The sequence below is a fragment of the Paenibacillus sp. Root52 genome (genome assembly GCF_001426865.1).
Classification (GTDB): domain Bacteria; phylum Bacillota; class Bacilli; order Paenibacillales; family Paenibacillaceae; genus Paenibacillus.
Map to the genome: position 1 here is coordinate 438,846 of NZ_LMFO01000001.1, position 21,643 is coordinate 460,488.

General features: G+C 42.1%; 15 protein-coding genes. 10 read left to right on the forward strand and 5 right to left on the reverse strand.

Translation table 11 applies throughout. From position 1 onward, the window contains the following. Positions 1 to 32: 32 nt before the first annotated feature. From ASD24_RS01960 to ASD24_RS01970, 3 genes are all read left to right on the forward strand, one after another. Positions 33 to 1,019, forward strand: a complete 987-nt coding sequence (locus ASD24_RS01960; RefSeq protein ID WP_056690703.1) for an AraC family transcriptional regulator — start codon at positions 33 to 35, stop codon at positions 1,017 to 1,019. Between the two features lie 35 nt (positions 1,020 to 1,054). Next, positions 1,055 to 1,600 carry a GNAT family N-acetyltransferase gene (locus tag ASD24_RS01965; RefSeq protein WP_235540275.1) on the forward strand — a complete coding sequence of 182 codons (546 nt, stop codon included), beginning with the start codon at positions 1,055 to 1,057 and terminating at the stop codon, positions 1,598 to 1,600. Between the two features lie 206 nt (positions 1,601 to 1,806). Continuing rightward, complete coding sequence (locus ASD24_RS01970) at positions 1,807 to 3,000, forward strand: chromate transporter (RefSeq protein ID WP_056690715.1); 1,194 nt, start codon at positions 1,807 to 1,809, stop codon at positions 2,998 to 3,000. A 230-nt stretch (positions 3,001 to 3,230) separates the two neighbouring features. Here the strand turns inward: ASD24_RS01970 and ASD24_RS01975 are convergent, their stop codons facing one another. The 3 genes from ASD24_RS01975 to ASD24_RS01985 form a co-directional block, all read right to left on the reverse strand. Continuing rightward, positions 3,231 to 4,142, reverse strand: a complete 912-nt coding sequence (locus tag ASD24_RS01975; RefSeq protein WP_056690720.1) for an ROK family protein — start codon at positions 4,140 to 4,142, stop codon at positions 3,231 to 3,233. Between the two features lie 91 nt (positions 4,143 to 4,233). After that, a complete protein-coding gene (locus ASD24_RS01980) occupies positions 4,234 to 5,940 on the reverse strand; it encodes a CocE/NonD family hydrolase (RefSeq protein ID WP_056690722.1) in 1,707 nt (568 codons plus the stop codon). A gap of 29 nt (positions 5,941 to 5,969) precedes the next feature. After that, positions 5,970 to 7,205 carry an MFS transporter gene (locus ASD24_RS01985; protein ID WP_056690724.1) on the reverse strand — a complete coding sequence of 412 codons (1,236 nt, stop codon included), beginning with the start codon at positions 7,203 to 7,205 and terminating at the stop codon, positions 5,970 to 5,972. Between the two features lie 202 nt (positions 7,206 to 7,407). Between ASD24_RS01985 and ASD24_RS01990 the strand changes: the two genes are divergently transcribed. Next, positions 7,408 to 8,184, forward strand: a complete 777-nt coding sequence (locus ASD24_RS01990; RefSeq protein WP_056690730.1) for an IclR family transcriptional regulator — start codon at positions 7,408 to 7,410, stop codon at positions 8,182 to 8,184. A 174-nt stretch (positions 8,185 to 8,358) separates the two neighbouring features. Here ASD24_RS01990 and ASD24_RS01995 read toward each other — a convergent pair whose 3' ends face one another. Then, positions 8,359 to 8,706 (reverse strand): winged helix-turn-helix transcriptional regulator, encoded by a 348-nt coding sequence (locus ASD24_RS01995; RefSeq protein ID WP_056690734.1) that lies wholly within the window; start codon positions 8,704 to 8,706, stop codon positions 8,359 to 8,361. 144 nt (positions 8,707 to 8,850) lie between these two features. On the opposite strand from ASD24_RS01995, the gene ASD24_RS02000 reads away from it, so the two are divergent. Continuing rightward, positions 8,851 to 9,735, forward strand: a complete 885-nt coding sequence (locus ASD24_RS02000) for an SDR family oxidoreductase (protein WP_056690739.1) — start codon at positions 8,851 to 8,853, stop codon at positions 9,733 to 9,735. A 668-nt stretch (positions 9,736 to 10,403) separates the two neighbouring features. Beyond that, positions 10,404 to 11,582, forward strand: coding sequence for an MFS transporter (locus tag ASD24_RS02005; protein ID WP_056690740.1), 1,179 nt, complete (start codon positions 10,404 to 10,406; stop codon positions 11,580 to 11,582). 63 nt (positions 11,583 to 11,645) lie between these two features. Here ASD24_RS02005 and ASD24_RS02010 read toward each other — a convergent pair whose 3' ends face one another. After that, a complete protein-coding gene (locus ASD24_RS02010; RefSeq protein WP_056690742.1) occupies positions 11,646 to 12,542 on the reverse strand; it encodes a LysR family transcriptional regulator in 897 nt (298 codons plus the stop codon). 276 nt (positions 12,543 to 12,818) lie between these two features. Here ASD24_RS02010 and ASD24_RS02015 point away from each other — a divergent pair, with 276 nt between their 5' ends. From ASD24_RS02015 to ASD24_RS02030, 4 genes are all read left to right on the forward strand, one after another. Further along, a complete protein-coding gene (locus ASD24_RS02015) occupies positions 12,819 to 13,676 on the forward strand; it encodes an aldo/keto reductase (protein WP_056690744.1) in 858 nt (285 codons plus the stop codon). Positions 13,677 to 14,075: 399 nt separating this feature from the next. After that, complete coding sequence (gene murB, locus ASD24_RS02020; protein WP_056690746.1) at positions 14,076 to 14,966, forward strand: UDP-N-acetylmuramate dehydrogenase; 891 nt, start codon at positions 14,076 to 14,078, stop codon at positions 14,964 to 14,966. 187 nt (positions 14,967 to 15,153) lie between these two features. Beyond that, positions 15,154 to 16,395, forward strand: coding sequence for a DUF418 domain-containing protein (locus ASD24_RS02025; RefSeq protein WP_056690748.1), 1,242 nt, complete (start codon positions 15,154 to 15,156; stop codon positions 16,393 to 16,395). Between the two features lie 484 nt (positions 16,396 to 16,879). Then, positions 16,880 to 20,803: a cadherin-like beta sandwich domain-containing protein gene (locus ASD24_RS02030; RefSeq protein ID WP_056690751.1), complete on the forward strand. Its 3,924-nt coding sequence runs from the start codon at positions 16,880 to 16,882 to the stop codon at positions 20,801 to 20,803. Positions 20,804 to 21,643 lie beyond the last annotated feature (840 nt).

Sequence of the window (21,643 nt, forward strand, 5' to 3'; positions counted from 1 at the left end):
TTTGTAATTCATCATGAAAGGAGAAACTGGCTATGACTCCACAAGACTTAGATACATCTTTGCGTGCATTGACCCCAAGTGAAGAGTTGTATCGTCAGGGCATTCCTTCTCCTAAACCGCTTGAGTTTCTATATATGTTCAAAGATCGTAAGCGAGTTGCCAAGCTATTAATTAAGGATCATACCGAGTTATTTACGATTTCGCCAGACATCGTTGTGAAGAAGCACTCGCGCTTTCAGTCCTATCCCTTACATTTTCACGACTGGATTGAAATCAACTATATGTATGATGGATCTTGCACTCAGATTATTAACAACAATATTTACTCTTTACAAAAGGGGCAGATTCTACTTGTAGATTCGGACACTGTCCATCGGATCGAACCCCTTGGAGAGTCGGATATCCTGATCAATATTATTATTCGTAAAGAATATTTCAACAGTAATTTTTTTAATCGAATCTCAGCAGATAGTCCATTGTCTAGCTTTTTTATCAATTCCATAACTGAAGGCAATGCGCATGACAGTTTTATTCTGTTTCCCTCGGAGAATAGTAGAAGACTCCCCGTGTTTATGAACGAGTTTTTCTGCGAATGGTTCGACCCATGCTCTCGTTCTGGCGAGATGCTGGACTCTCTTTTCTCATTAATTATGATGGAGCTGATCCATGTCTACGAGAACGATTCGGATAAGCAGGACAATCGCCTAAAGAAAAGTCCCATTGTGCTGATCTTGCGTTATATTGAAGAGAATTACAAAAACTGTACGTTAAGTTCGACTGCAGCCCATTTCAATATCAATGCCAACTATCTCTCCTCACAACTGAAAAAGCATACAGGCATGTCGTTCATGGGACTGCTTCATCAACAGAAGATCCGTTTTGCCAAAACGCTACTGATTAGCAGTAATATGAGCGTCACGGAAGTAGCTAATTATGTGGGTTACGAGAATGTTAGTTTCTTCTATAAGAAATTCAACTCTATATGCGGGTGTTCGCCGAAGGAATATCGCACTATATAATGGAAGCAATCTTTTATAAAAGGAAGTGTGTAACATTGAGTCGTGAAAATAACATCATTATTTCACCATTAAATAATGACTTCATAGAGGATATCAATACGACAAATGATTATTTTGAGTTATATGGTAGAGTTGTCCCCAGCTTCCAATCAGGAAAATGGTCTTATACAGAAGTTCTTTTTGACGAAGCCAGAGAAATACGTTTTCCAGATGAGAAGCTCGATTGGAGCCAATATATAAACCAAGACGATAAAGCTTTGTTTTTAGCTTATATGGACAATACTTGTATAGGACAAATTAGAATTATTAAGGATTGGAATCGCTTTTGTTATATTGAAAACATTGCTACCAAAAAAGATTATAGAGGCAGTGGAGTCGGAAAGTTGCTCTTCAATCAAGCAGAAGAGTGGGCAAAAGAAAGAAAACTGATAGGCATGTCCTTAGAAGCACAAGATGATAATCTTGGAGCATGCCGATTTTATGTGAAACAAGGATTCATACTCGGTGGAGTTGACACACTTAAGCAGTCCTATACTCCTAATATTGAAACCACGTTATACTGGTATAAGTTGTTCCAGTAACAGGAGCTTTAGCGGAATAAGCAATACAGTCGTTCCAACATCGGAATGGCTGTTTTTTTATATGTTTCTTCTTGAAATCCATTACCTTGTATAAGAAATGTTATCGCATTGTAATTTTTTTGAAGATGTGTTGTGAGAGCTTATTCCTATATGTTAGCATCCCATATAGACATGAAATAAGTAGAGAAAGAGTGATTAACCCAACCATGAACGAGCGACGTTTATTTACATCGTTACTTGAGATCTTGTGGGTATCGACGAAGTTAGGTTTTACGTCATTTGGTGGGCCTGTTGCTCACTTAGGTTACTTTCATGAAGAATATGTCCGAAAACGAAAATGGATGGACGAAAAGAGTTATGCTGACCTCGTTGCTTTGTGCCAATTCTTGCCCGGACCTGCCAGTAGCCAAGTGGGGATTGGGATGGGGGTTATGCGAGCTGGCGTGTTGGGAGGCATTGTTTCATTCCTGGGTTTCACCTTACCCTCTGTCTTTGTGTTAATTCTATTTGCCGTGATCCTCCAAGGTGTGGATGTTAGCGGTGCCGGTTGGATTCATGGGTTGAAAATTGTTGCTGTTGCCGTCGTTGCACACGCGATCATAGGAATGGCACAGAAATTAACTCCGGATCTAAGAAGAAAAGCCATTGCCTTACTCGCTATGGTCATTACCTTATTGTGGCAAACCGCATATTCTCAAGTCGTAATGATTGTTGGCGCGGCAATTATGGGTTTCCTATTATACCGGGATCATATTCAACATGAAGTGGAGTCAGAGGATCAGGTTCGTTTTCCGGTTAAACGTAGTATTGCAGTAGTCTGTTTAGTGTCATTTATAGGCTTATTAATTCTACTTCCTATTCTAAGAGAAATAACTTCCATGCAATGGATTGCGATGTTTGACAGCTTCTACCGTTCTGGCTCTCTCGTATTTGGTGGAGGGCACGTTGTCCTACCCTTACTTGAACGTGAATTTGTATCCACCGGCTGGCTCAGCGAAGAGGCATTTCTCGCAGGATATGGGGCAACTCAAGCCGTTCCCGGACCGTTATTTACCTTTGCTTCTTATCTAGGTGCAGTGATGTATGGATGGGGTGGAGGCCTATTAGCAACCTTTGCAATTTTCCTACCTGCATTCTTATTAATCGTAGGAACCCTTCCTTTCTGGGATGTAATGCGTCGTAATCCCAAAGCCAAAGCGGCTTTTATGGGCGTAAACGCAGCGGTAGTCGGCATCTTAATTGCTGCATTTTATCAGCCCATATGGACGAGTACAATTGTGAATCCGCTTGATTTTGCGTTTGCAGCAATCTTATTTAGCATGTTAGTCTACTGGAAGTTGCCACCATGGCTGATCGTGTTGACAGGCGCAATTGGCGGAGCTCTGATTTCTTTACTCTAGGTATTGGTACAAGTTTAAGTCTCCCGTTGTATGTGGATCAGATGGTATACTTGAGGGAGATTTTACAAGTAACTTGATCTGAAAGTAAGGGAGCCGATCTGCGAATCTGTAAGTACGGTGATCAAGGCGATATTGAAATGTTAGAAGAACGTCTTCGAATTTGAAAAGGTAAAATAAAAAGAGAAGGTAAACCTTATTGAGGTTTCCTTCTCTTTATTGTTAGCTACCCATTAGTGTTTAACACGCAGCATTTTTTCTTGTTCAACAAAGAAGTTATACAACGCGCCGTATAGGTTAGCGTCACTTCGGAAAGTACATGGTGTAATGATCGGATGAGCCATATGAAGTGGATTGATCCGTTTAATCTTTTCTATAGCCTGCTGAAGCCTTTCAATGAGTAATGGTTGAGCACTAATGCCGCCACCAATGGCGAATAATTCTGGATCAAGAATATACTGAAGGTTCATAATTTGCGCAGCTACCATAAGACAGTACTCATCGAACACTTGGTTGGCTTCTAGATCGCCTGCATTAATCATATTGAAGACCGCTTCACCGTCTGATGGATCTTCCAGTTGTTTCATTTCACCTATCTTCTGAACCATGGCTACAGCTGAGCAGTCTAGGCCGAAGAAATTCGCCTCACCCGTTATAGAGTTCACATGACTCATCACATAGCTAACTTCCCCGGCAGATAAGTTGACTCCGCGCATAAGCTTCCCATCTACAATAATGCCGGCACCTACAGCAGTGCCCAGTACCATAACGATTGAGCTTTGGGCATGCTTCACACTACCTAACCACAACTCAGCGAGTGCAGCACATTTTCCATCATTCTCAATCGAAACCTCTTTACCGTAGCGATCACGAATCAATTGGGCTAGATTGACTTCATGTAAGAAAGGGAAAGACCCGCCGTGATATATCACGCCAGTGCTAACGTCAACTGTTCCGGGACAGCTTATAGCAATACCTTTGATATCAGAAAGATCCTGTTTATCTATAATCGCGTATAGCCCAGTTAACATCTCCTGTAGACTTGCCTTCCCTACGGGTGATTTATCTTTGTAGCTGATTTCCCCGCCTGAATCCATCAAAGCATATTTCACAAATGTACCACCAATATCAATAACCAAATACATATTACCTTCTCCTAAACATAAAATTCATCTATCTTAGATTCCTATTTAAAGTAGCTTTTGTCGTGCATAACTGCAAATAACTTGCGTTTCATTATTCAGGAAAATCAATATAACTACGACGATCAGAACCCGTATATATGGTTTGGGTCGCAACACGATATTCCTTCATAGATGCCCATGGCCCTTTGGCATTCGCGTGAACATGATAGGCAGGAAAGTTAGAAGAGGAAACTTCTGCCCTAATAAACGAACCAGGTTGAACCTCCCAAGCCGTTGGCCACATTTCAATAATGACTTGAACGGGTTGATTCGGAGTGTAACTCATCGGAGTATCGCTGTTATTTCGGTAACTTAAAGAAGTAATACCATCCACAATGTTAAAACTGCGACCATCAGGGAATACTTCGCAAATTTTCACGCTAAACGCAGTATCCTCCACATCGCTGCTAACTTCCAAGCTCACCTTGATCCCACCCGTAATCGATTTCCCTTTTTCCAACACGGGAGAGTCGAATTGGATAATATCCTGACGCTCTGGATACTTGGGTTGGGATAGACTGCCATGCGGTGCCCCGTTGAATGAAGGCATAATCCAAGCAAGTAGAGCACTTCCACCATGGGTGGGGATAGGTGAATTTGGATCATACACGTATTGTACAGGAGAAGAAACGGATGGTGTCTCCGTTAGCTTTTTCTCCAAGTCATTCACGAAATACAAACGCCATGGCTTAGCCTCATTCACTGTCGTATCCCGTTCCTCCCAGCATGAAGAACCGATCCGGTAATAGGAGACAGGAGGAAATGTATATTCCTGCCCTTTAAGATGCATATCAAACCATTCCAGAGCAGCTTTAATCCGAAAGGAACCTAGCAGATTAGAATCAGGATAAGCACGTTCACCAGGTGAATTCCCGACATGATCCCAAGGGCCAACAACAAATCTACTCTTCTTCTTAACTGGTTCAGGAAGCAGTTCATAGCCTTTGAAGGCTCCTTCTAGATGATGGTCAAACCAGCCTTCTACCATGAAGACTGGAATATCGATTTTGGTGGGCATACGGAGTAGATCAGACCATAATCCTTGTTGCCAATACGCTGAATTTCGATCTGTCTCAGAAATATAGCTCTGGTAAAAAGGCATCTTCCTACCAAAGAGCTTCTCATCAGCTTGTTCATGAGGTATAACGTGCAATGCCTCTTGATATAGCTTACCTGGATCTGAGGACGTTTCGATTCCAGAATTGGCAAAAGCCCAAGACGTATAGATGTCATGACGGAACATGCCATTCATATACATCTGTCCATACCGATCCACACCGAAGAGATCCAAGAAGACGGTTTTCACTTCCTTAGGAAAAGAATCAGCGATAATCCATGTAGTGAACGAACAGTAGGATTGACCAAAGAGTGCTATGTTTCCATTTTGGAAACTTTGTTTAACCAGCCAATCCAATGTATCAATGCCATCTTCACGTTCATTCACAAAAGGAGACCAGTCTCCCTCAGAAAGACCGGTTCCTCTACAGGATTGAATAACTAGAACATAGCCATGCTTTACAAAATGAGTGTAGCTAGCTTCAAGAATGGCTTGATTGTTGGGATAAGGGTTACGAACCAAAATGCAAGGCCACGACTCACCGTGGTTCGGCAGATAAACTTGGGTATGGAGATGAACACCATCTCGCATAGGCACCATTATTTCGCTTACACCATGGATGTCGAACTCGCCCGCAGCGTTTTCCTGTTCTATAGTTGAAGCTATACCTTCGAATTGGGGTTGAATGTGGAATGCTTTCATCGTCTAACACCTTCCTATAACGTAATTCATTATATCGTTTTCATTTTATTGCTCAATTTAATTGCAGAGATTAGACAAAGGAATCCGATCACATAAGTAGTGACATTTAAGATCAACGAAGCAGAGTAGGAACTTGTTTGATCAAAGATGGAACCGTGTACATATACGGAAATCGCGTTTGAAAATGCGCCGAACATGAGAATAATGGAGAGAATCTGACTGTAATCTTTCGTTCCAAAAGATCCTCGAATTAACAAAGGAATTGCAGTTAGTACGATTGCTTGTCCCATACCGCTAAAGAATCCAGAACCATTTAGGAATAGTGTGTCGTTGAACACTCCTGTACTATACCATCCAGAAGCTCCAACAATCGTAAAGATAAGCAGAACAACCGTGGGTTTAACATGGTCTAGCATGAAACCCATCAACAATTTGCCTGCTGCAGCTCCAATGAGAAGGGCAGACATTACACTTGCGCCCACTTGTAAGCTGAAGTTAAGACTTTGAATTAGTGCCGGGACATGCTGTGCCAAGGATCCTGCGGATTGGAAACAAATAATGGCTATGATAAAACAGTAGAACATGGGCGTACGAATTGCATCTTTCATCGTGAACCCTTTCAAGACGGCAGCTTGTGGTGCTTGACCCGATGCAGTGGTTGCAACAGTGCTCTCTGCACCATATGGAAGCATCCCATTTTCCGGTTTGAATTTCATAAGAAGAGCAACCGGTAAAAGCACAACAAGGCAGATCACACCAACGATGATGTATGTGGTTCTCCAGCCATATTCCAGAATGAAGTGGCTGATCAACGGATTAAAGAACGAGCCGCCTACCGCGGTTAACGCACCTGTGATACCGAATAACATCCCCAATTTCTTTTCGAACCAGTTTCCGAGCAAAATAGGAATGGATATCACGATGGATATATTCTGAACGACACCTAAGATCACCTTGATACCATAGAACGGACCGATGGTCTGAATGAAAGAGCAAGCAATGAAGCAGAGTCCGGTTAGTCCAAAGGAGAGGCTGAGTAAAAGTTTAGTGTTGATCCTCTTAAAAACCGTACCCGCAAATAATAATGATACGGCACCTGCAATACCATTGAAAGTAGCATTGAGAGCGATTTCAGCACGTGTCAAATTTAAGTCCTCGCTCATTCCGCCCCAAAATAAACCAGCGGTGTTGATGGTTAAGCCAAAACCAACAAACGAGATAATGCAGCAACCGATAAAAATAATCCAAGCGTAATGAAGTTTCATACTTTTCCCCCTGATGTTATTCATCCGTCGATGATCATTCCACTATACGGAACGTCATTCCACTATTTTGGAATAAAAAAATCATTCCGAATAGTGGAATGTTATTCTTGAATGTGGAACGGATGTGTTATATGATTGGAATCATAGCACACGCTTACATTATAATCAAGATAGGATCGTAAATGAAGAAGGGTGCAATTTAATGACAAACAAATCAAACGTAACTTTAAAAACATTAACGATTATGAAGGCTTTTATTGATCAACAGGCAGTATGGGGTGTTAATGATCTAGCGCGTTATTTAAATAGCCCACCTAGTTCCATTCACCGCATCTTGAAGACATTAAGAGAAGAGAACATTTTACACATCATTCCGGAGACCAATAAATATACGATTGGAAACGAGTGGGTTAGGCTTTCTTCCTTTATCAGCGCTAACTTCGGATTAAAATCCGTGGCTGAACCCTATCTGAAGAAGTTATCTCAAGACGTCGGACAATCGGTATATTTGGCACAGTACCAGGAGCAATATCGGAAGTTATCCTTTATTCTGGGCATTCATAGCTCCAATATACTTCAATACCGTTTAGAATTAGGTGTTCTTCAACCGATTCATATTGGTGCGAGTGGAAAGGCGATTTTGGCCTTTTTGTCCGATGAGAAGATTGGAGAGGTTCTTGAACAAGAAGAAGTTCAACCCACGGATGTACAGCATATCTGGTCTGATGTGGAGAAAATAAGAAGTGTGGGATTTTCATATACCTTCAGTGAACGCAAGAATGAATCTATCGGTTTCGGTGCACCTATATTTGATGCAACGAATCAGGTTGTGGGGAGTATCATCTGTGCCATTCCACTGAGCCTCTATAAGGAGGAAAATAAACAAGGAACCATTGATAAAATCTTAGAGACCGCTAGAGAAATCTCTTACCACCTTGGTTTGAATCACCCTTCTGGAGCTGCTAAACAGGATAAATAACTTATAAATTTTGGGATACGGTATCTTACCAAGTATTTAACCTAGAATCTAACTGGTGCAAAAAAGGAGCAATCTGCTAGCCAGCAGACTGCTCCTTTTCACTTTGCATTTTAACTGTTACTAATGTCTAGAGAGCAAGTACATATTTTTAAAGTATTGGGAGCAGTTTGGCAATTACGCCTGATCTAAATCTGAGTTTTGTAAGTAATTCGTTCCCCAATTCTGCAATTCCATTAGGATCGGCACCAAACTTCTGCCCGTATCTGTTAGCATATATTCAACTTTAGGTGGAACCTCAGGATGGATGATCCGGCGGATCAGACGATCTTCCTCAAGCTCACGCAATTGTCGTGTTAGTGTTCGAGGGGTAATGGTTGAAAGTGTTTTTTGAAGTTCATTAAATCGTTTCGACTTATCGGAGATCAAGTGATACAAGATCAAAATTTTCCATTTACCTCCGATTAAATTAATACTAGCCTCGACTGGACATCGGTCATCAGAAGCGTCAACGTGATGTTTCATTTCGTCCCTCCTTAAGTATCTTATGGGATACTTAATATCTCAAATGTGCGTACTTATGCGTTCTAATCTGATTTGCTATATTGATAGTATCATTAGAAAGTCTAATGGTTCAATCTAATTTGACCACAAAGGGGACTCACCATAATGAAACAAGATCATCTTTATTTAGTATATGGCGCATCGGGAGCACAAGGCGGAGCGGTAGCGAATCGTTTACTCGCAAGTGGCAAGAAGGTAAGATGCATTACACGTAACCCTGAAGCAGCAGATCTGCTACAGAGTAAAGGGATTGAAGCTGTAGTAGGCGACATGTCGGATACTAAAGTTCTGGCTCAGGCTCATGAAGGCGTGGATCGTGTGTTCTTAAACATTCCGGTTGAGTTTGATACAGTCAAAGTCCAAATGTATATAGATCATGCCATCGAAGCAGCGGTTAACGCAAAAGTAGAATTACTTGTTGTAAACACCGGAGGATTTGTCCCTCAACATGATATAACGAATACATTAGCCGTAGAACTTAATCGGCAATTAATTGAAGATGTTAAGAAAAGTGGGCTGCCTTACATCATTGTAGAGCCTATCGTTTATCTGGAGAACTTCATGATCCCTGGCGTGCTAAACGAAGGAGTATTGGCTTATCCCGTACCTGCAGATCAAAAAATAAGCTGGATTAGCTTAGATGATGCTGCGCAGTATCATGTGTATGCATTGACTCATCCTGAATTAGCGGGAAGCATTTACGCTGCTCCGGGTCTCAAAGGCTACACAGGGAATGAAATTGCAGCGAAATTTAGCGAAGTGCTTGGTCAAGAGATTCAATTTGTTTCCTTGCCTTTTGAACACTTTGAGGCAGCGATTAGTCCGATGTTAGGATCACAAAATGCAGAAGGACTGAAGGGGCTTTATCAATGGATAAGCAGCAATATTGACAAGCTTCCTACCTTTAACGAAGTAGATGAAAACCTACAAAACAATGTGAACCTTTCCACTATATCGGACTGGATTCGTGTTTCCTTTTTGAATAATTAGTAATAGTGATTGAAACGAAATAAGATTGACCTGCTTGTAGATCACATAGTCATGCTTGAATTAGCGTGGTTTATGATGATGTACGAGTGGGTCTTTTTTTTAGCAGATGAATCTACCTTGTCAGTGAAATCATCCGAACTTTCGAATTAATGAACAGTTTGAATAGGTGTGTTGTCTAATCGACGGATCAAGAACAATTAACGATTGAACCAAATTCAAATTTGATTATGATATACATATGTTGATTAATCAAACAAGATTGATTATTAGTTAAATGAGGAAGAGTACTTTTGAGTCAAATGATGAGTGTTCGGTATTCATGAAATGCTTCTGGGGTATATCATGATATCAGTTATAGGTATTTGAAATATAAGAAATTTTTCATAAAATAGAGATAAAGGAGGAACGTTATTCGGCTGTACAGCAACGAATTCATAACAAGATACTTCAATCATACATGCTGATCACTTTGTTTAGTTTTGAAGGTTGATGTCTCTTATAATGAGTACTTTAGCTGGGGGAGAGGAACTCAGCTCGGTTTTGAGCTGCCATTTTTGAAAACAATTGAAATGTTACAAATTATTTTCATGATATTTCACCGTTTTGGATAGAAAGGTTGGCTTATTGCCTGAATTAACAACTTAACAATAACGACAGGAGAGGTTTTTTTGCTTAAAAATAATAAATTATTAATATTCATACTTACCGTAGGTGTTTTTGGGATACTGAACACGGAAATGGGGGTGATAGGGATATTACCTACCATTGCTGAGAACTTTGGTGTAAGTGTTACCCAAGCTGGCTTGCTTGTAAGCTTATTTGCACTAGGTATTGCTGTCTCGGGACCTATTCTACCGTTAGTATTCTCGGGTATGAACCGCAGAAACGTGATGTTACTTGTATTAGGTATTTTCGTGATTGGAAATGTAGTGTCTGTATTCACTTCTAGCTTCACATTGTTGCTGATCGCCCGGATTATCCCGGCTCTATTTCACCCAATCTATATGTCACTGGCGTTTACCGTTGCAGGATCATCTGTAAGTCAAGAAGAAGCACCAAAAGCGGTAGCCAAAGTATTTATTGGCGTTTCAGCCGGCATGGTAGCTGGTGTACCTATCGTAAGTTTTATTGATACAGCGTTCTCTTATGAAATGGCCATGACGTTTATCGCAGTCGTAAATATTATTGTGTTTGTGGCCACATTGATATTTGTACCTTCTATGCCTGTGAAGGAAAAACAATCGTATGGTTCTCAATTCTCGGTGCTGAGAAGACCAGTATTGTGGGTTTCGATGTTCGCGGTGTTGTCGCTAAATGCATCTGTATTTGGAGTGTACAGTTATGTATCCGAATATTTATACACAGTGACTCAGATGACGCCACAATGGACTAGCACAACGCTGTTACTATTTGGTGGCGCTAATATGCTGGGGAATATTATTGCAGGTAAAGTACTGACGGATTATCCCGCCAAGTCAATTTTGTTGTTCCCCCTCTTGTTAGGTGTAGTTTACATCGTGCTTTTCACGATTGGTGAGTATCAAGTACCTGTAATGCTGCTGACCATTGTATGGGGAATCTTGGCTGGAGGAATTATGGCGAATGTGAATCAATACCTGATCTCATCCGTGGCGCTTGAGGCACCTGACTTTGCGAATGGATTATTTGTAACATCATGTAATGTGGGCACCACTGTGGGATCAGCTCTTGGTGGCGTGTTAATCTCCACGGTGGGTGTTAAATACGTCATATTGGTCGGTATCCTGAGCGTTGTATTAGGTTTGGCTATGATTGTAATTAGAAGTACCTTGAAGAGCTCGGCCGCGCAAACATCGGCTTCCATATAACAGTGAACCACCTCGCCTTCACGCGAGTTCTGACGGGGTGGTTGTTCTACGTTGTGCTGCGCATTAAGATTCGGAGAAGCTTGACTGAATTTCTTCCAGAAATTGTTCAGCGGCAGCAGAGAATAGTTGATGTTTTTTCCACACAATATTTAAACCAGATTCAAGCTTCGGCGTTAACGGTCTAAAGCATAGATTACTGTCGGAAGAGGTGTTCACAATCTTATGTAGTGTTATGGCATAACCGACACCTTCTTCAACCATAATCGCTGCATTATACGCAAGATTAAACGTGGTGACCACAATCAGCTTATCGAAATGTTCACCAAACCAGTTACGAAATTCATTGGTGGTAAAGGTCTGTTTCATCGCCTGACGCGAGCAGATGAGAGGCAGATCCAGTAGGTCTTCCACTTGGATACTCGATTTCTCAGCCAGAGGGCTGTCTTTTCTCATGACTACACCCCAGACATCCTTGGCCGGAATATTGACGTAATTGTATTTAGATAGATCAGCCGGTTGAATTAAGATTCCAAAGTCGATTAAACCTTTATCTAGTCTCTCGGTAACATCTTCTTCATTTCCGCTATAGAGATGGTATCGAATCTCGGGATAGGATGCTTGTATCTTTCGCACGATCCGGGCAATCTGCTTCATTGCATCAGTCTCACCGCCGCCAATATAGACGTCTCCACGAATTGTTTCTTCCATGGAATGAAATTCGGACTCCAGCTTTTCCATCATTTCGACGATTTCTTCGGCTCTTTTGCGGAGTAGCTGCCCCTCCTCAGTAAGAAGGATACTGTGACTACTTCTGACAAAGAGTTTCTTTCCCAGTTGTAGCTCAAGCTCCTTGATCTGTCTGGAGAGTGTAGGCTGTGTCAGGTGAAGCAGTGTCGCTGCCTTAGTCATATTGCCTTCTCTAGCGATGGCTAGAAAATAGCGTAGTACTCGAATGTCCATAGTGTTCTCCTTTGGGTGACTTAATGGCATGTACCCAGATTATCTTAACTGGATTTTCTGCGAATACTTCATATCGATAGAGATAATGAACAACTCCAATGGATCTGTTAATAAATCGACAAATCGCAATGCTTTAACTATTGAATATGAATTTCTAACTTAAATAATAATAGACGTGAGTTGATTAAACAAATGAAATTGAATTCATTCATTATAAGTGACGCATCTTAAGTTGATGCAAGCAAGTAAGAATCATCTAGAAAAGGAGAATATACGATGTACAAAGAAACGTTCCAATTATCCAACGGCTTATCCATTCCTCAATTAGGGCTCGGGACTTGGTTACTTACTGATGAGCAAGCTCAGCAGGCTGTACATGACGCAATTTCAATCGGGTATCGTCATATTGATACAGCTCAGGCATATAACAATGAGACGGGTGTAGGGGAAGGCATTCGTGCCTCTGGTGTCGCAAGAGAAGAGCTATTCATTACAACGAAAATTATAGCTGAAGCCAAAACCTATGATAAAGCTATGCATTCAATCGATGAATCCTTAGCCAAAATGGGACTCGATTACCTTGATCTCATGATTATTCATAGCCCGCAGCCGTGGAAGGAATTCCGTGAACAAAAGCGTTATTTTGATGAGAATAGAGACGTGTGGAGAGCATTAGAGGACGCATATCAAGCAGGCAAAGTAAAAGCGATCGGCCTCTCTAACTTTCTTCAGGATGATATCGAGAATATTCTTGCCAGCTGTAAGATCAAGCCTATGGTTAACCAAATCTTAGCGCATGTAAGTAACACACCACTGGAGCTTATTGAATTCTGTCAGCAACATGACATCCTGGTCGAAGCGTATTCTCCGATTGCCCACGGGGCCGTTCTTCATCATCCAGAGGTCAAAGTCATATCTGAAAAGTACGGCGTATCTGTTGCGCAGCTCTGCCTACGTTACTGTATCCAGCTTGGTTTAGTTGTAATCCCGAAGACAGCTAACCCAGATCATATGAGAATGAACGTCGAGCTTGATTTTATAATCAGTAATGAGGATATGGAAAATCTTAAACATGTAGCACACATTCAAGACTATGGTGAGCATAGTTACTTCCCTGTATTCAGTGGGAAATGAAAGTCGTTTTATTAATTATCGTATACAATAAAAGTGATTATTTCCAAGCCGCTACCACGCGGCTTTTTTGGTTTGAGTCAGCATTACGACCTGAAATAATTAATATTCAGAATTAATTTTATGTATTATAAACATTTTTGTATAATGAATATGCCACTACAGAATGTAAAAGATGTTTATGGTTATAGTGTAATTACACTTATCGTGTTATTTTGGTAGCTGGAGCAGAAGCAACTGTGGATTCGATCATAAACTTCTTCATATGAATTGCGATGAGCGCGGCATATTTATTGATAAAATTTCATACTGAAATATGAGGGAATACAGTTGTTGCTATACATGTACACAGCATGCTTAAAGTCTTATCTAAAAACCAGTCAGTAGTAGGGAGAACGTTAAATGGACATTTTTGAAAATGTAATACCTAGAGAAAAGCTTAGATCAAATGAACCTTTGAAAGACCACACTTATGTAAAAGTAGGTGGTTATGCGGATACACTGATCCATCCAACAACGACAGAAGAAATCGTAAACGTTGTACAAATTGCCAAATCACATCAGATCCCCCTCACGATTATTGGAAAAGGGTCGAATGTAATCATAAAAGATAAGGGCATTCGAGGCGTAACCATGTCTTTGAGTCATTTTGATCAAATTAAAGTGCACGAGGACACCATTATTGCTCAAAGTGGTGCCAATATTATCGATGTCTCACGAGCTGCATTGGATCACGGCTTCACCGGTCTAGAGTTTGCATGTGGAATCCCTGGTAGTACAGGGGGCGCCATATATATGAATGCAGGTGCTTATGGTGGTCAGGTGGATGATGTTGTCGAAAGTGCAGATGTCATTACGCGAGATGGACAGCGGATGACGATGTCTCGCGTAGATATGAAGCTGAGTTATCGTAACAGTATCTTTAAGGATAATGAATATATTATTCTGGAAGTGACCTTTAGACTCCAGAAGGGTGATAAGGAAGCCATTGCTGCGAAAATGAAGGAACTGACCTTGTTAAGAGAGGCCAAACAACCTCTTGAATATCCTTCTTGTGGTAGCGTGTTTAAACGTCCAGAGGGTCATTTTGTCGGTAAGCTCATTCAAGACTGCAACTTACAAGGAACTCGCATAGGAGGCGCAGAGATTTCATTGAAGCATGCGGGTTTTATTATTAATGCGGATCACGCGACTGCTCAGGATTATCAAGAATTAATTAACTTGATCAAAGAGACAGTTTACGCTAAATTTAATGTCCAATTAGAAACAGAAGTTATCTTTTTAGGGGAGTAAATAATTATTTTCCAAAAAGTGAAAAGAGGAAGTGCGTTTCAACGTATAAATAGGATGTATCCTAGCATCACGCTACGGAGCATCCTTTTTTTGTACTTTTCCAGCATGAAAAGTTAAGATGACTCTTTAGAAAAGATGTGCTAGAATTACTTTTTTACTAATATGGAAAAAGGTAGGGGAAAGCGAATTGAATACATCTCCAACGCGCATCAGGCTCATTGATGGATTGCGTGGTTTTAGTCTGGCGGGCATTCTGATGGCGAATATGCTGGTCTTCCAATACGGGGTATATGGTCAGAATGAACTTCAATTGTTCGGTGTTGAAGGCATAGATCGAGCTGTCTACTCATTGTTAAAGATTGCTGTGGTGGGCAGCTTCATGCCAATTTTTGCATTTATGTTTGGCTTCGGTATGATTAAACTGACAGAAAGCCTGCAATCCCGAGAATTACGACCAAAGTGTCATCTGTCTCGCCGTTTTTTGCTCTTGTTTGGTATCGGATTGTTACATATCAATTATGTCTGGGAAGGAGACATCCTTGCGTTTTACGGTGTACTTGGATTCTTCTTATTAATGTTTCTGAATCGAAAGCCGAAGACATTACTAATCTGGGCGATTATGCTACTGGTTGTAGCTGGTTTATCGGGTCTGCCAGGTTCCAATCCCATGAATCCGCTAGCTAACCCAACCTCGCAGATGGAAACTTATATTATTCAGAGTCAAGAAGTTTTCGGAAGTGGAAGTTATGCAGAGATTAAGGAATTCAGTAACCATGCCGATCCGATTGGCGATGAGTTGAATTCGGCTTCGATTCTCCTGCTTCTGGTGTTTACTCCACTTATGACTGTCCCGATGTTTCTTCTAGGTATGCACGCCGCGAGAATGGGCACTTTTGACGATCCACAAGCTATGCGACAAGTGTACGTCCGTCGCGCTAAGCTGCTCATACCTGTCGGATTGGTGCTTAAAGCCTACAGCGTAATCGTGCAACTCATTCGTGGGGAAGAGGAATGGTTCGCGATCGGAATTGGGGAAGCGATTGGGGGCTCTTTGTTAGCCCTTGGTTATATTTACGCTTTTGCACTATTATATACGAGAGATAGCCGCATGGATCTGCTCAGAAGGTTCGAAGCCGTGGGTCGTCTGTCACTAACAAATTACCTGATGCAGAGCGTCATTTGCACGATGATTTTTTATGGATACGGTATAGGGCTCTTTGGCCGTGCTGGCGTATTTGTGGGTGCGCTTATTGCGCTTGCGGTCTATGGGTTACAATTGTGGATCAGTCCACTTTATCTCAAGAGGTTTCGTAGCGGCCCTGTCGAACACATTTTACGGATATGGACATACCTCTCATGGAAAGGGCAGCCACGAAAGAAGAAAAGCTCTAAGCAGATGACTCTAGATAATGCACCGGGTATGAACTGAATGAATTAAATCTACACGTTATCAAGTGTGAAGATGTACGATTAACAAACTGGAATGCCATAAACTTTAGTAGCCTAAAACCGCTGATCATAATGATCGCGGTTTTTTTTGTTATATGGAACCAAGTTCTTATACCAAGCTAAGGAGAAGATCATCAGATATAGAACTCGTTGAGATTCTGTAGAGTTCCAGTAAGTGATTCCGCTTGCATAAAACTCTGAACTAGGAAACAAGTCTGGGTAGCTAGAACCTAAAATTAATACTCTGTTTAACCCGAGGGAATAAGGTTTACAACTGCAACGTCACATTCAAATTCCCATCCTGTATTCGTTTAGAGTAACTTGACTGTTCCGTCACGCGATCCTGCTGAACAGGGGACAATTCCCTTTTTTGGATCAATTGTTCAGAATCGGTCCAGAATCCAACTGTATAATACCCCTTAAGTCTTTTGATATAAAAATATCAACTAGAGAGGAAGTAAAGAATGAGCAAGAATATGCTAAATGCAAAGAGAGCAGTATCTATGATACTTACCTGTCTATTAGTTCTGGGCGGTATCCCCGGATTTCACACTTGGGGAGGAGAGCGTGCTCACGCAGCCACTGAATCTTGGACAACTTTAGGTTCCCCAGGGATTAGCTCTGGACCAGCCGAATATACTTCACTGGCCTTGGATCCTCAAGATATTCCTTATGTTGCTTTTAAAGATGAAGGAAACCTCAATAAGGCATCGGTCATGAATTTTATTGATGGTGCATGGGAATATGTAGGGGATCCAGGCATCTCAATAGGACAAGCCGCTGAGTTGTCCCTAGCCTTTGATAAGCAAGGTACACCATACCTTGCGTACTCGGACGCAGCCAACAATTATAAGCTGACGGTTAGGAAATTCACGGCTGGTCAATGGCAACCCGTGGGGGGGCAAAACGCTTCGGCTGGTATGGCGGACAATATTCAAATCACCTTCGACTCCCAAGATAACCCTTATGTTTTCTTTAAAGATAGATCGAATTTGAATGTTGCTGTTCCCGTTGTCCTTAAATTTACGAGTGGTGCCTGGGCAACTGTCGGTGGAGCACCTGTAGTAACACACGATACTAATGAAATGGCTCTGGCACTGGATTCTCAGAATACTCCTTATGTTGTCTATAATGATGGAACGGATAATTATCAGATGTCTGTTAAGAAGCTTAATGGTAATGCGTGGGAATACGTAGGCCAAAGAAAGCTTACTACTGGTCAAGCCTCACATTTTTCAATCGCAATCGGATCAGACGATATCCCTTATATTGCTTTTACCAATCAAGATATTTCTTTTAAAAACTCTGTAATCAAGTTTACGGGTACGCAATGGGAGACTGTAGGAACCAGCGGCTTAGCCGCGAATGCTTCCAGAGAAAACATATTGGTTTTTGATTCGGTAGGAACCCTTTATATTGCTTATAGTGAAAACGGGGGCATGTTTGGTGGGGCACGTCCTCAAGCAGCTGTCAGAAAGCTCGTCGGTAATCAATGGCAACCTGTTGGAGGAGGTAACTTCACAGGGCCTAATACTCTTAACCAAGTGCAGAATATTTCGTTTGCTCTGGACTCCAAGGACATTCCATACGGCGCTTACCGGGACCAATCAGCTGGTCAGAAAGCAACCGTGAAGAAACTGGTTACCCAGTATAACGTCAACTACAATGGCAATGGTCATGAGACAGGTAGTGTCCCCCTAGACAATCAGGGCTACTCTACGGTGTCCCCGGTCGTCACAGTTGCTGGAAATACAGGTAATATGGAAAGAGCAGGTTACACTTTCTCACACTGGAATACAGTAGCAGATGGAACGGGCACGAGCTACAATCCTAATGATACGTTCAACATTAACAACGCTGACGTCACACTCTATGCGCAATGGCAAAGTGGGAATTCTGAGGTTACCTTCGTCACGAATGGAGGCACCCCAATCTTGCCTCAGTCGGTCGACCATAATTCTACAGCAACAGAGCCATTGCCACCAAGTAGAGATGGATATAAGTTCTTCGGCTGGTACACGGATATGGAGATGACACAGGCCTATGATTTTCAGACACCTGTGACTAGTAGCATAACGCTTTATGCCAAGTGGCAATCCGAGAATGCTACACTGGCCAGCTTGAATGTAGGTCAAGGTACTCTTGATCCCGGTTTCTCGGCAACAGAGCTGGATTATCAAGTCGATGTAGATCCTGAAGTAACCAGTCTAGAATTCTCCTTCTCTAAGGCAGAGAGCAGCCAGATTGTAAACGTCACTGGAGCGACTGAGCAATCCGTTATTGATGATGTATATTCTTATATGGTTTCTGACCTGGTGACAGGTTTGAACACTGTTCAAATCATCGTTACAGCTGAGGATGGCAACAGCAATACTTACAATCTAATTGTAAAACGTACTAGCTTACTCAGTGAAAATGCCGATCTGGGCGGTTTAACATTGTCGAGCGGTACATTATCTCCAGCCTTCGCTTCTGAGAAGGAAGTCTACGATGTGGAAGTCGAGGACACAATCAACAACATCACTATTACTGCGACTACGGATGATTCGAATGCAACATTTACCGTGAACGGGGATGTCGTTACAAGTGGTCAAGCCAGTAATCCGATTTCCTTGAATGCGGAAAGCAATTCCATCACGATCGTGGTGACAGCAGCAAACGGGCAGACGAAGACGTATACGATTCATGTCACTCGTCAAGTAGCCACCCCATCTCAGGATGCGACTCTGACAGCGATTATGGTTTCAGGACTTAATCTGACTCCTGCCTTCAGCCGTGATGTGGAGCAGTATACAGCAAGTGTAAGCAGTTCAACTAACTCATTATTGGTTAGTGTCACTCCTGTTCAAGAGGGTGCGAGTGTTCAGATCAATAGTACAAGTGGAAATAGTGCAAAGATCGCGCTCGAAAACGGACGCAATACAGTAACCATTGAGGTAACTGCACCAAATGGCAGCACTAAGAAAACATATACGCTACTCATTACACGGAATACAAGCAGCCCCGAGAACCCGATTGATAATAATCCAGGCAGTGGAAACTCTGGAGGAACTATTGGTACAGGTGGAGCAAGCACCGGTGGTACAAGCGTTACTCCACCATTGACAAATGGTAATACCAATAGCGGCGTTCAGGTACTAGTGAACGGCCGGGCAGAATCTGCGGGAACCTTAACGACTACCACAGTGAATGGGAAGCAGGTCGTGACGATCTCTGTAAATGCGGAAGCAATCGCGCAAAAGCTGAATACCGAACCCGCCGGCAGTGTAATCACGATTCCAGTCACGGGTAGTCCTAGCGCAAATGCAAATGTAATTATCGGTGAGCTGAATGGACAGACGGTGAAACTCATGGAAGATAAACAGGCGGTGCTGGTGCTTCAGACAGACACAGCAAGCTACACACTACCAGCAAGTCAGATTCAGATTAGTAGTGTGGCTGAGCAGCTTAACTTGAATAGTAACGATTCCCTTGAGAGCATCAAGCTTCAAGTAGAGATTGCTCAAGTAGATCCAACTACAGTGGAAGCAGCGAAGTCCGTTGCACAGCAAGGTGGATATACGCTAGTCGGAACACCTGTGGAATTCAACGTACTCGCTAGCTATAACGGTAATACTACACCTGTAAATGAATTCAGTAGCTACGTTGAGCGTACGATTGCTCTTCCAGCCAACAGTGCTCCTGATCAAATGACTACAGGCGTCGTCATTGATAAAGATGGCAACGCTCGTCACGTACCAACGACAATTACAACAAAGAACGGCGTATATTATGCGCAGATTAACAGCTTGACTAATAGTGCATATGGAATTGTGTACTATCCTCAAGCTTTCACGGATGTGGCTAACCACTGGAGTAACACCGCAGTGAACGATATGGGCTCTCGTATGATCGTGAGCGGCGTAACAGACACCACGTTCGAACCAGATCGTAGCATTACACGTGGAGAATTCGCATCCATCGTTGTGCGTGCACTTGGTCTGAAGCCAGGTAAAGGGAGCAATAGCTTCCGCGATGTGAACGAGACAGACTGGTATACAGATGTCGTGAAGACCGCTTCTGACTATGGTCTGATCAGCGGCTATGAGGACGGCACATTCCGTCCACAAGAGCAGATTACCCGTCAGGAAGCGATGACTCTGATTGCACGAGCCATGAAAGTGACAGGACTGGACAGCCAGGTGCCTGCCAATGCTGTGCAGCAATTGTCCAGCTTCACGGATGCAGCGCAAGTAGCCGACTGGGCGAAGGAAGCGGCCGCAGCCAGTATCCACACGAGGCTAGTGACGGGTCGCGGTTCAAATACGATTGCACCATTGCAGTCGATCACAAGAGCCGAGACAGCCACCATCCTTAGAAGATTACTGCAACAGTCTGACCTGATCTAAGATAACAAGGATTCATGACTGATTCAGCCACTGCAGTCCAGCTTGTGAAGAGCCTCCGTACGGTTAGATGCCGAGCGGAGGCTCTTTGCTTCTATAAAATCCAAATCAAAATGTGATATCAAGTCATAGAATATATATCGGATTAAATCAATGATTTTAAATTACCAAGAATCGATCGAGACATGTGTAAAATATAACTCAACCCGTTAATTTATAAACAGCCTAACGGCTGTGCGAACCCTAAGTGCACATGATTTCCCGGGGACATTCGCACCCCGAACATTGTCGAATGAATCTTTTTCATGACCTTTTGCCAACACTGATATTAAGAATAATTACTGCTGAGGGGTATAATGGATAAAACACTTGTTGGAAATATCGGAATTACGCGATAAGGTATGATAATATATCCTTATTACGTGTATTTCCGCTGTCGCACTCTGTATGAGTGCGTGGATTGAAATGAGGGTATTTAGAGTCTTAGTTTTCAACGGGCAAAGTCAGATTTTAAGGCCATGAGTCATCCCATACATTAAGAAAGAGAATAAAGGAACTCTGCCAGCATCATTTGTTACATTTACGAATAGTGAAACGAATAGAAGTTTCTATACGTAGAATGGATTTACGGAGTTTGATTATACAACCATTGAGCGGAAAGGGAAAAAAATCGGAAACTGGAGTTTCAAAATGACTGTATCTCCAGTGTAATCTACACTCCTTATGCATTGGATATCAAGCAAAAATCTGATTTTAAAAGAGTCTTAGATTTTAAGGCTCTTTTTTCATGCCCATCTTTAAACCTCGATTTATTTTGAGCTATAGTTGAGAAGGTTTAGGTTG

Excerpts from the sequence above, each read along its gene's own strand:
- ASD24_RS01960 (WP_056690703.1), top strand. The coding sequence starts at position 33 with ATGACTCCACAAGACTTAGATACATCTTTGCGTGCATTGACCCCAAGT.
- ASD24_RS01970 (WP_056690715.1), top strand. The coding sequence starts at position 1,807 with ATGAACGAGCGACGTTTATTTACATCGTTACTTGAGATCTTGTGGGTA.
- ASD24_RS01975 (WP_056690720.1), bottom strand. The coding sequence starts at position 4,142 with ATGTATTTGGTTATTGATATTGGTGGTACATTTGTGAAATATGCTTTG.
- ASD24_RS01980 (WP_056690722.1), bottom strand. The coding sequence starts at position 5,940 with ATGAAAGCATTCCACATTCAACCCCAATTCGAAGGTATAGCTTCAACT.
- ASD24_RS01985 (WP_056690724.1), bottom strand. The coding sequence starts at position 7,205 with ATGAAACTTCATTACGCTTGGATTATTTTTATCGGTTGCTGCATTATC.
- ASD24_RS01990 (WP_056690730.1), top strand. The coding sequence starts at position 7,408 with ATGACAAACAAATCAAACGTAACTTTAAAAACATTAACGATTATGAAG.
- ASD24_RS01995 (WP_056690734.1), bottom strand. The coding sequence starts at position 8,706 with ATGAAACATCACGTTGACGCTTCTGATGACCGATGTCCAGTCGAGGCT.
- ASD24_RS02000 (WP_056690739.1), top strand. The coding sequence starts at position 8,851 with ATGAAACAAGATCATCTTTATTTAGTATATGGCGCATCGGGAGCACAA.
- ASD24_RS02010 (WP_056690742.1), bottom strand. The coding sequence starts at position 12,542 with ATGGACATTCGAGTACTACGCTATTTTCTAGCCATCGCTAGAGAAGGC.
- ASD24_RS02015 (WP_056690744.1), top strand. The coding sequence starts at position 12,819 with ATGTACAAAGAAACGTTCCAATTATCCAACGGCTTATCCATTCCTCAA.
- murB (WP_056690746.1), top strand. The coding sequence starts at position 14,076 with ATGGACATTTTTGAAAATGTAATACCTAGAGAAAAGCTTAGATCAAAT.
- ASD24_RS02030 (WP_056690751.1), top strand. The coding sequence starts at position 16,880 with ATGAGCAAGAATATGCTAAATGCAAAGAGAGCAGTATCTATGATACTT.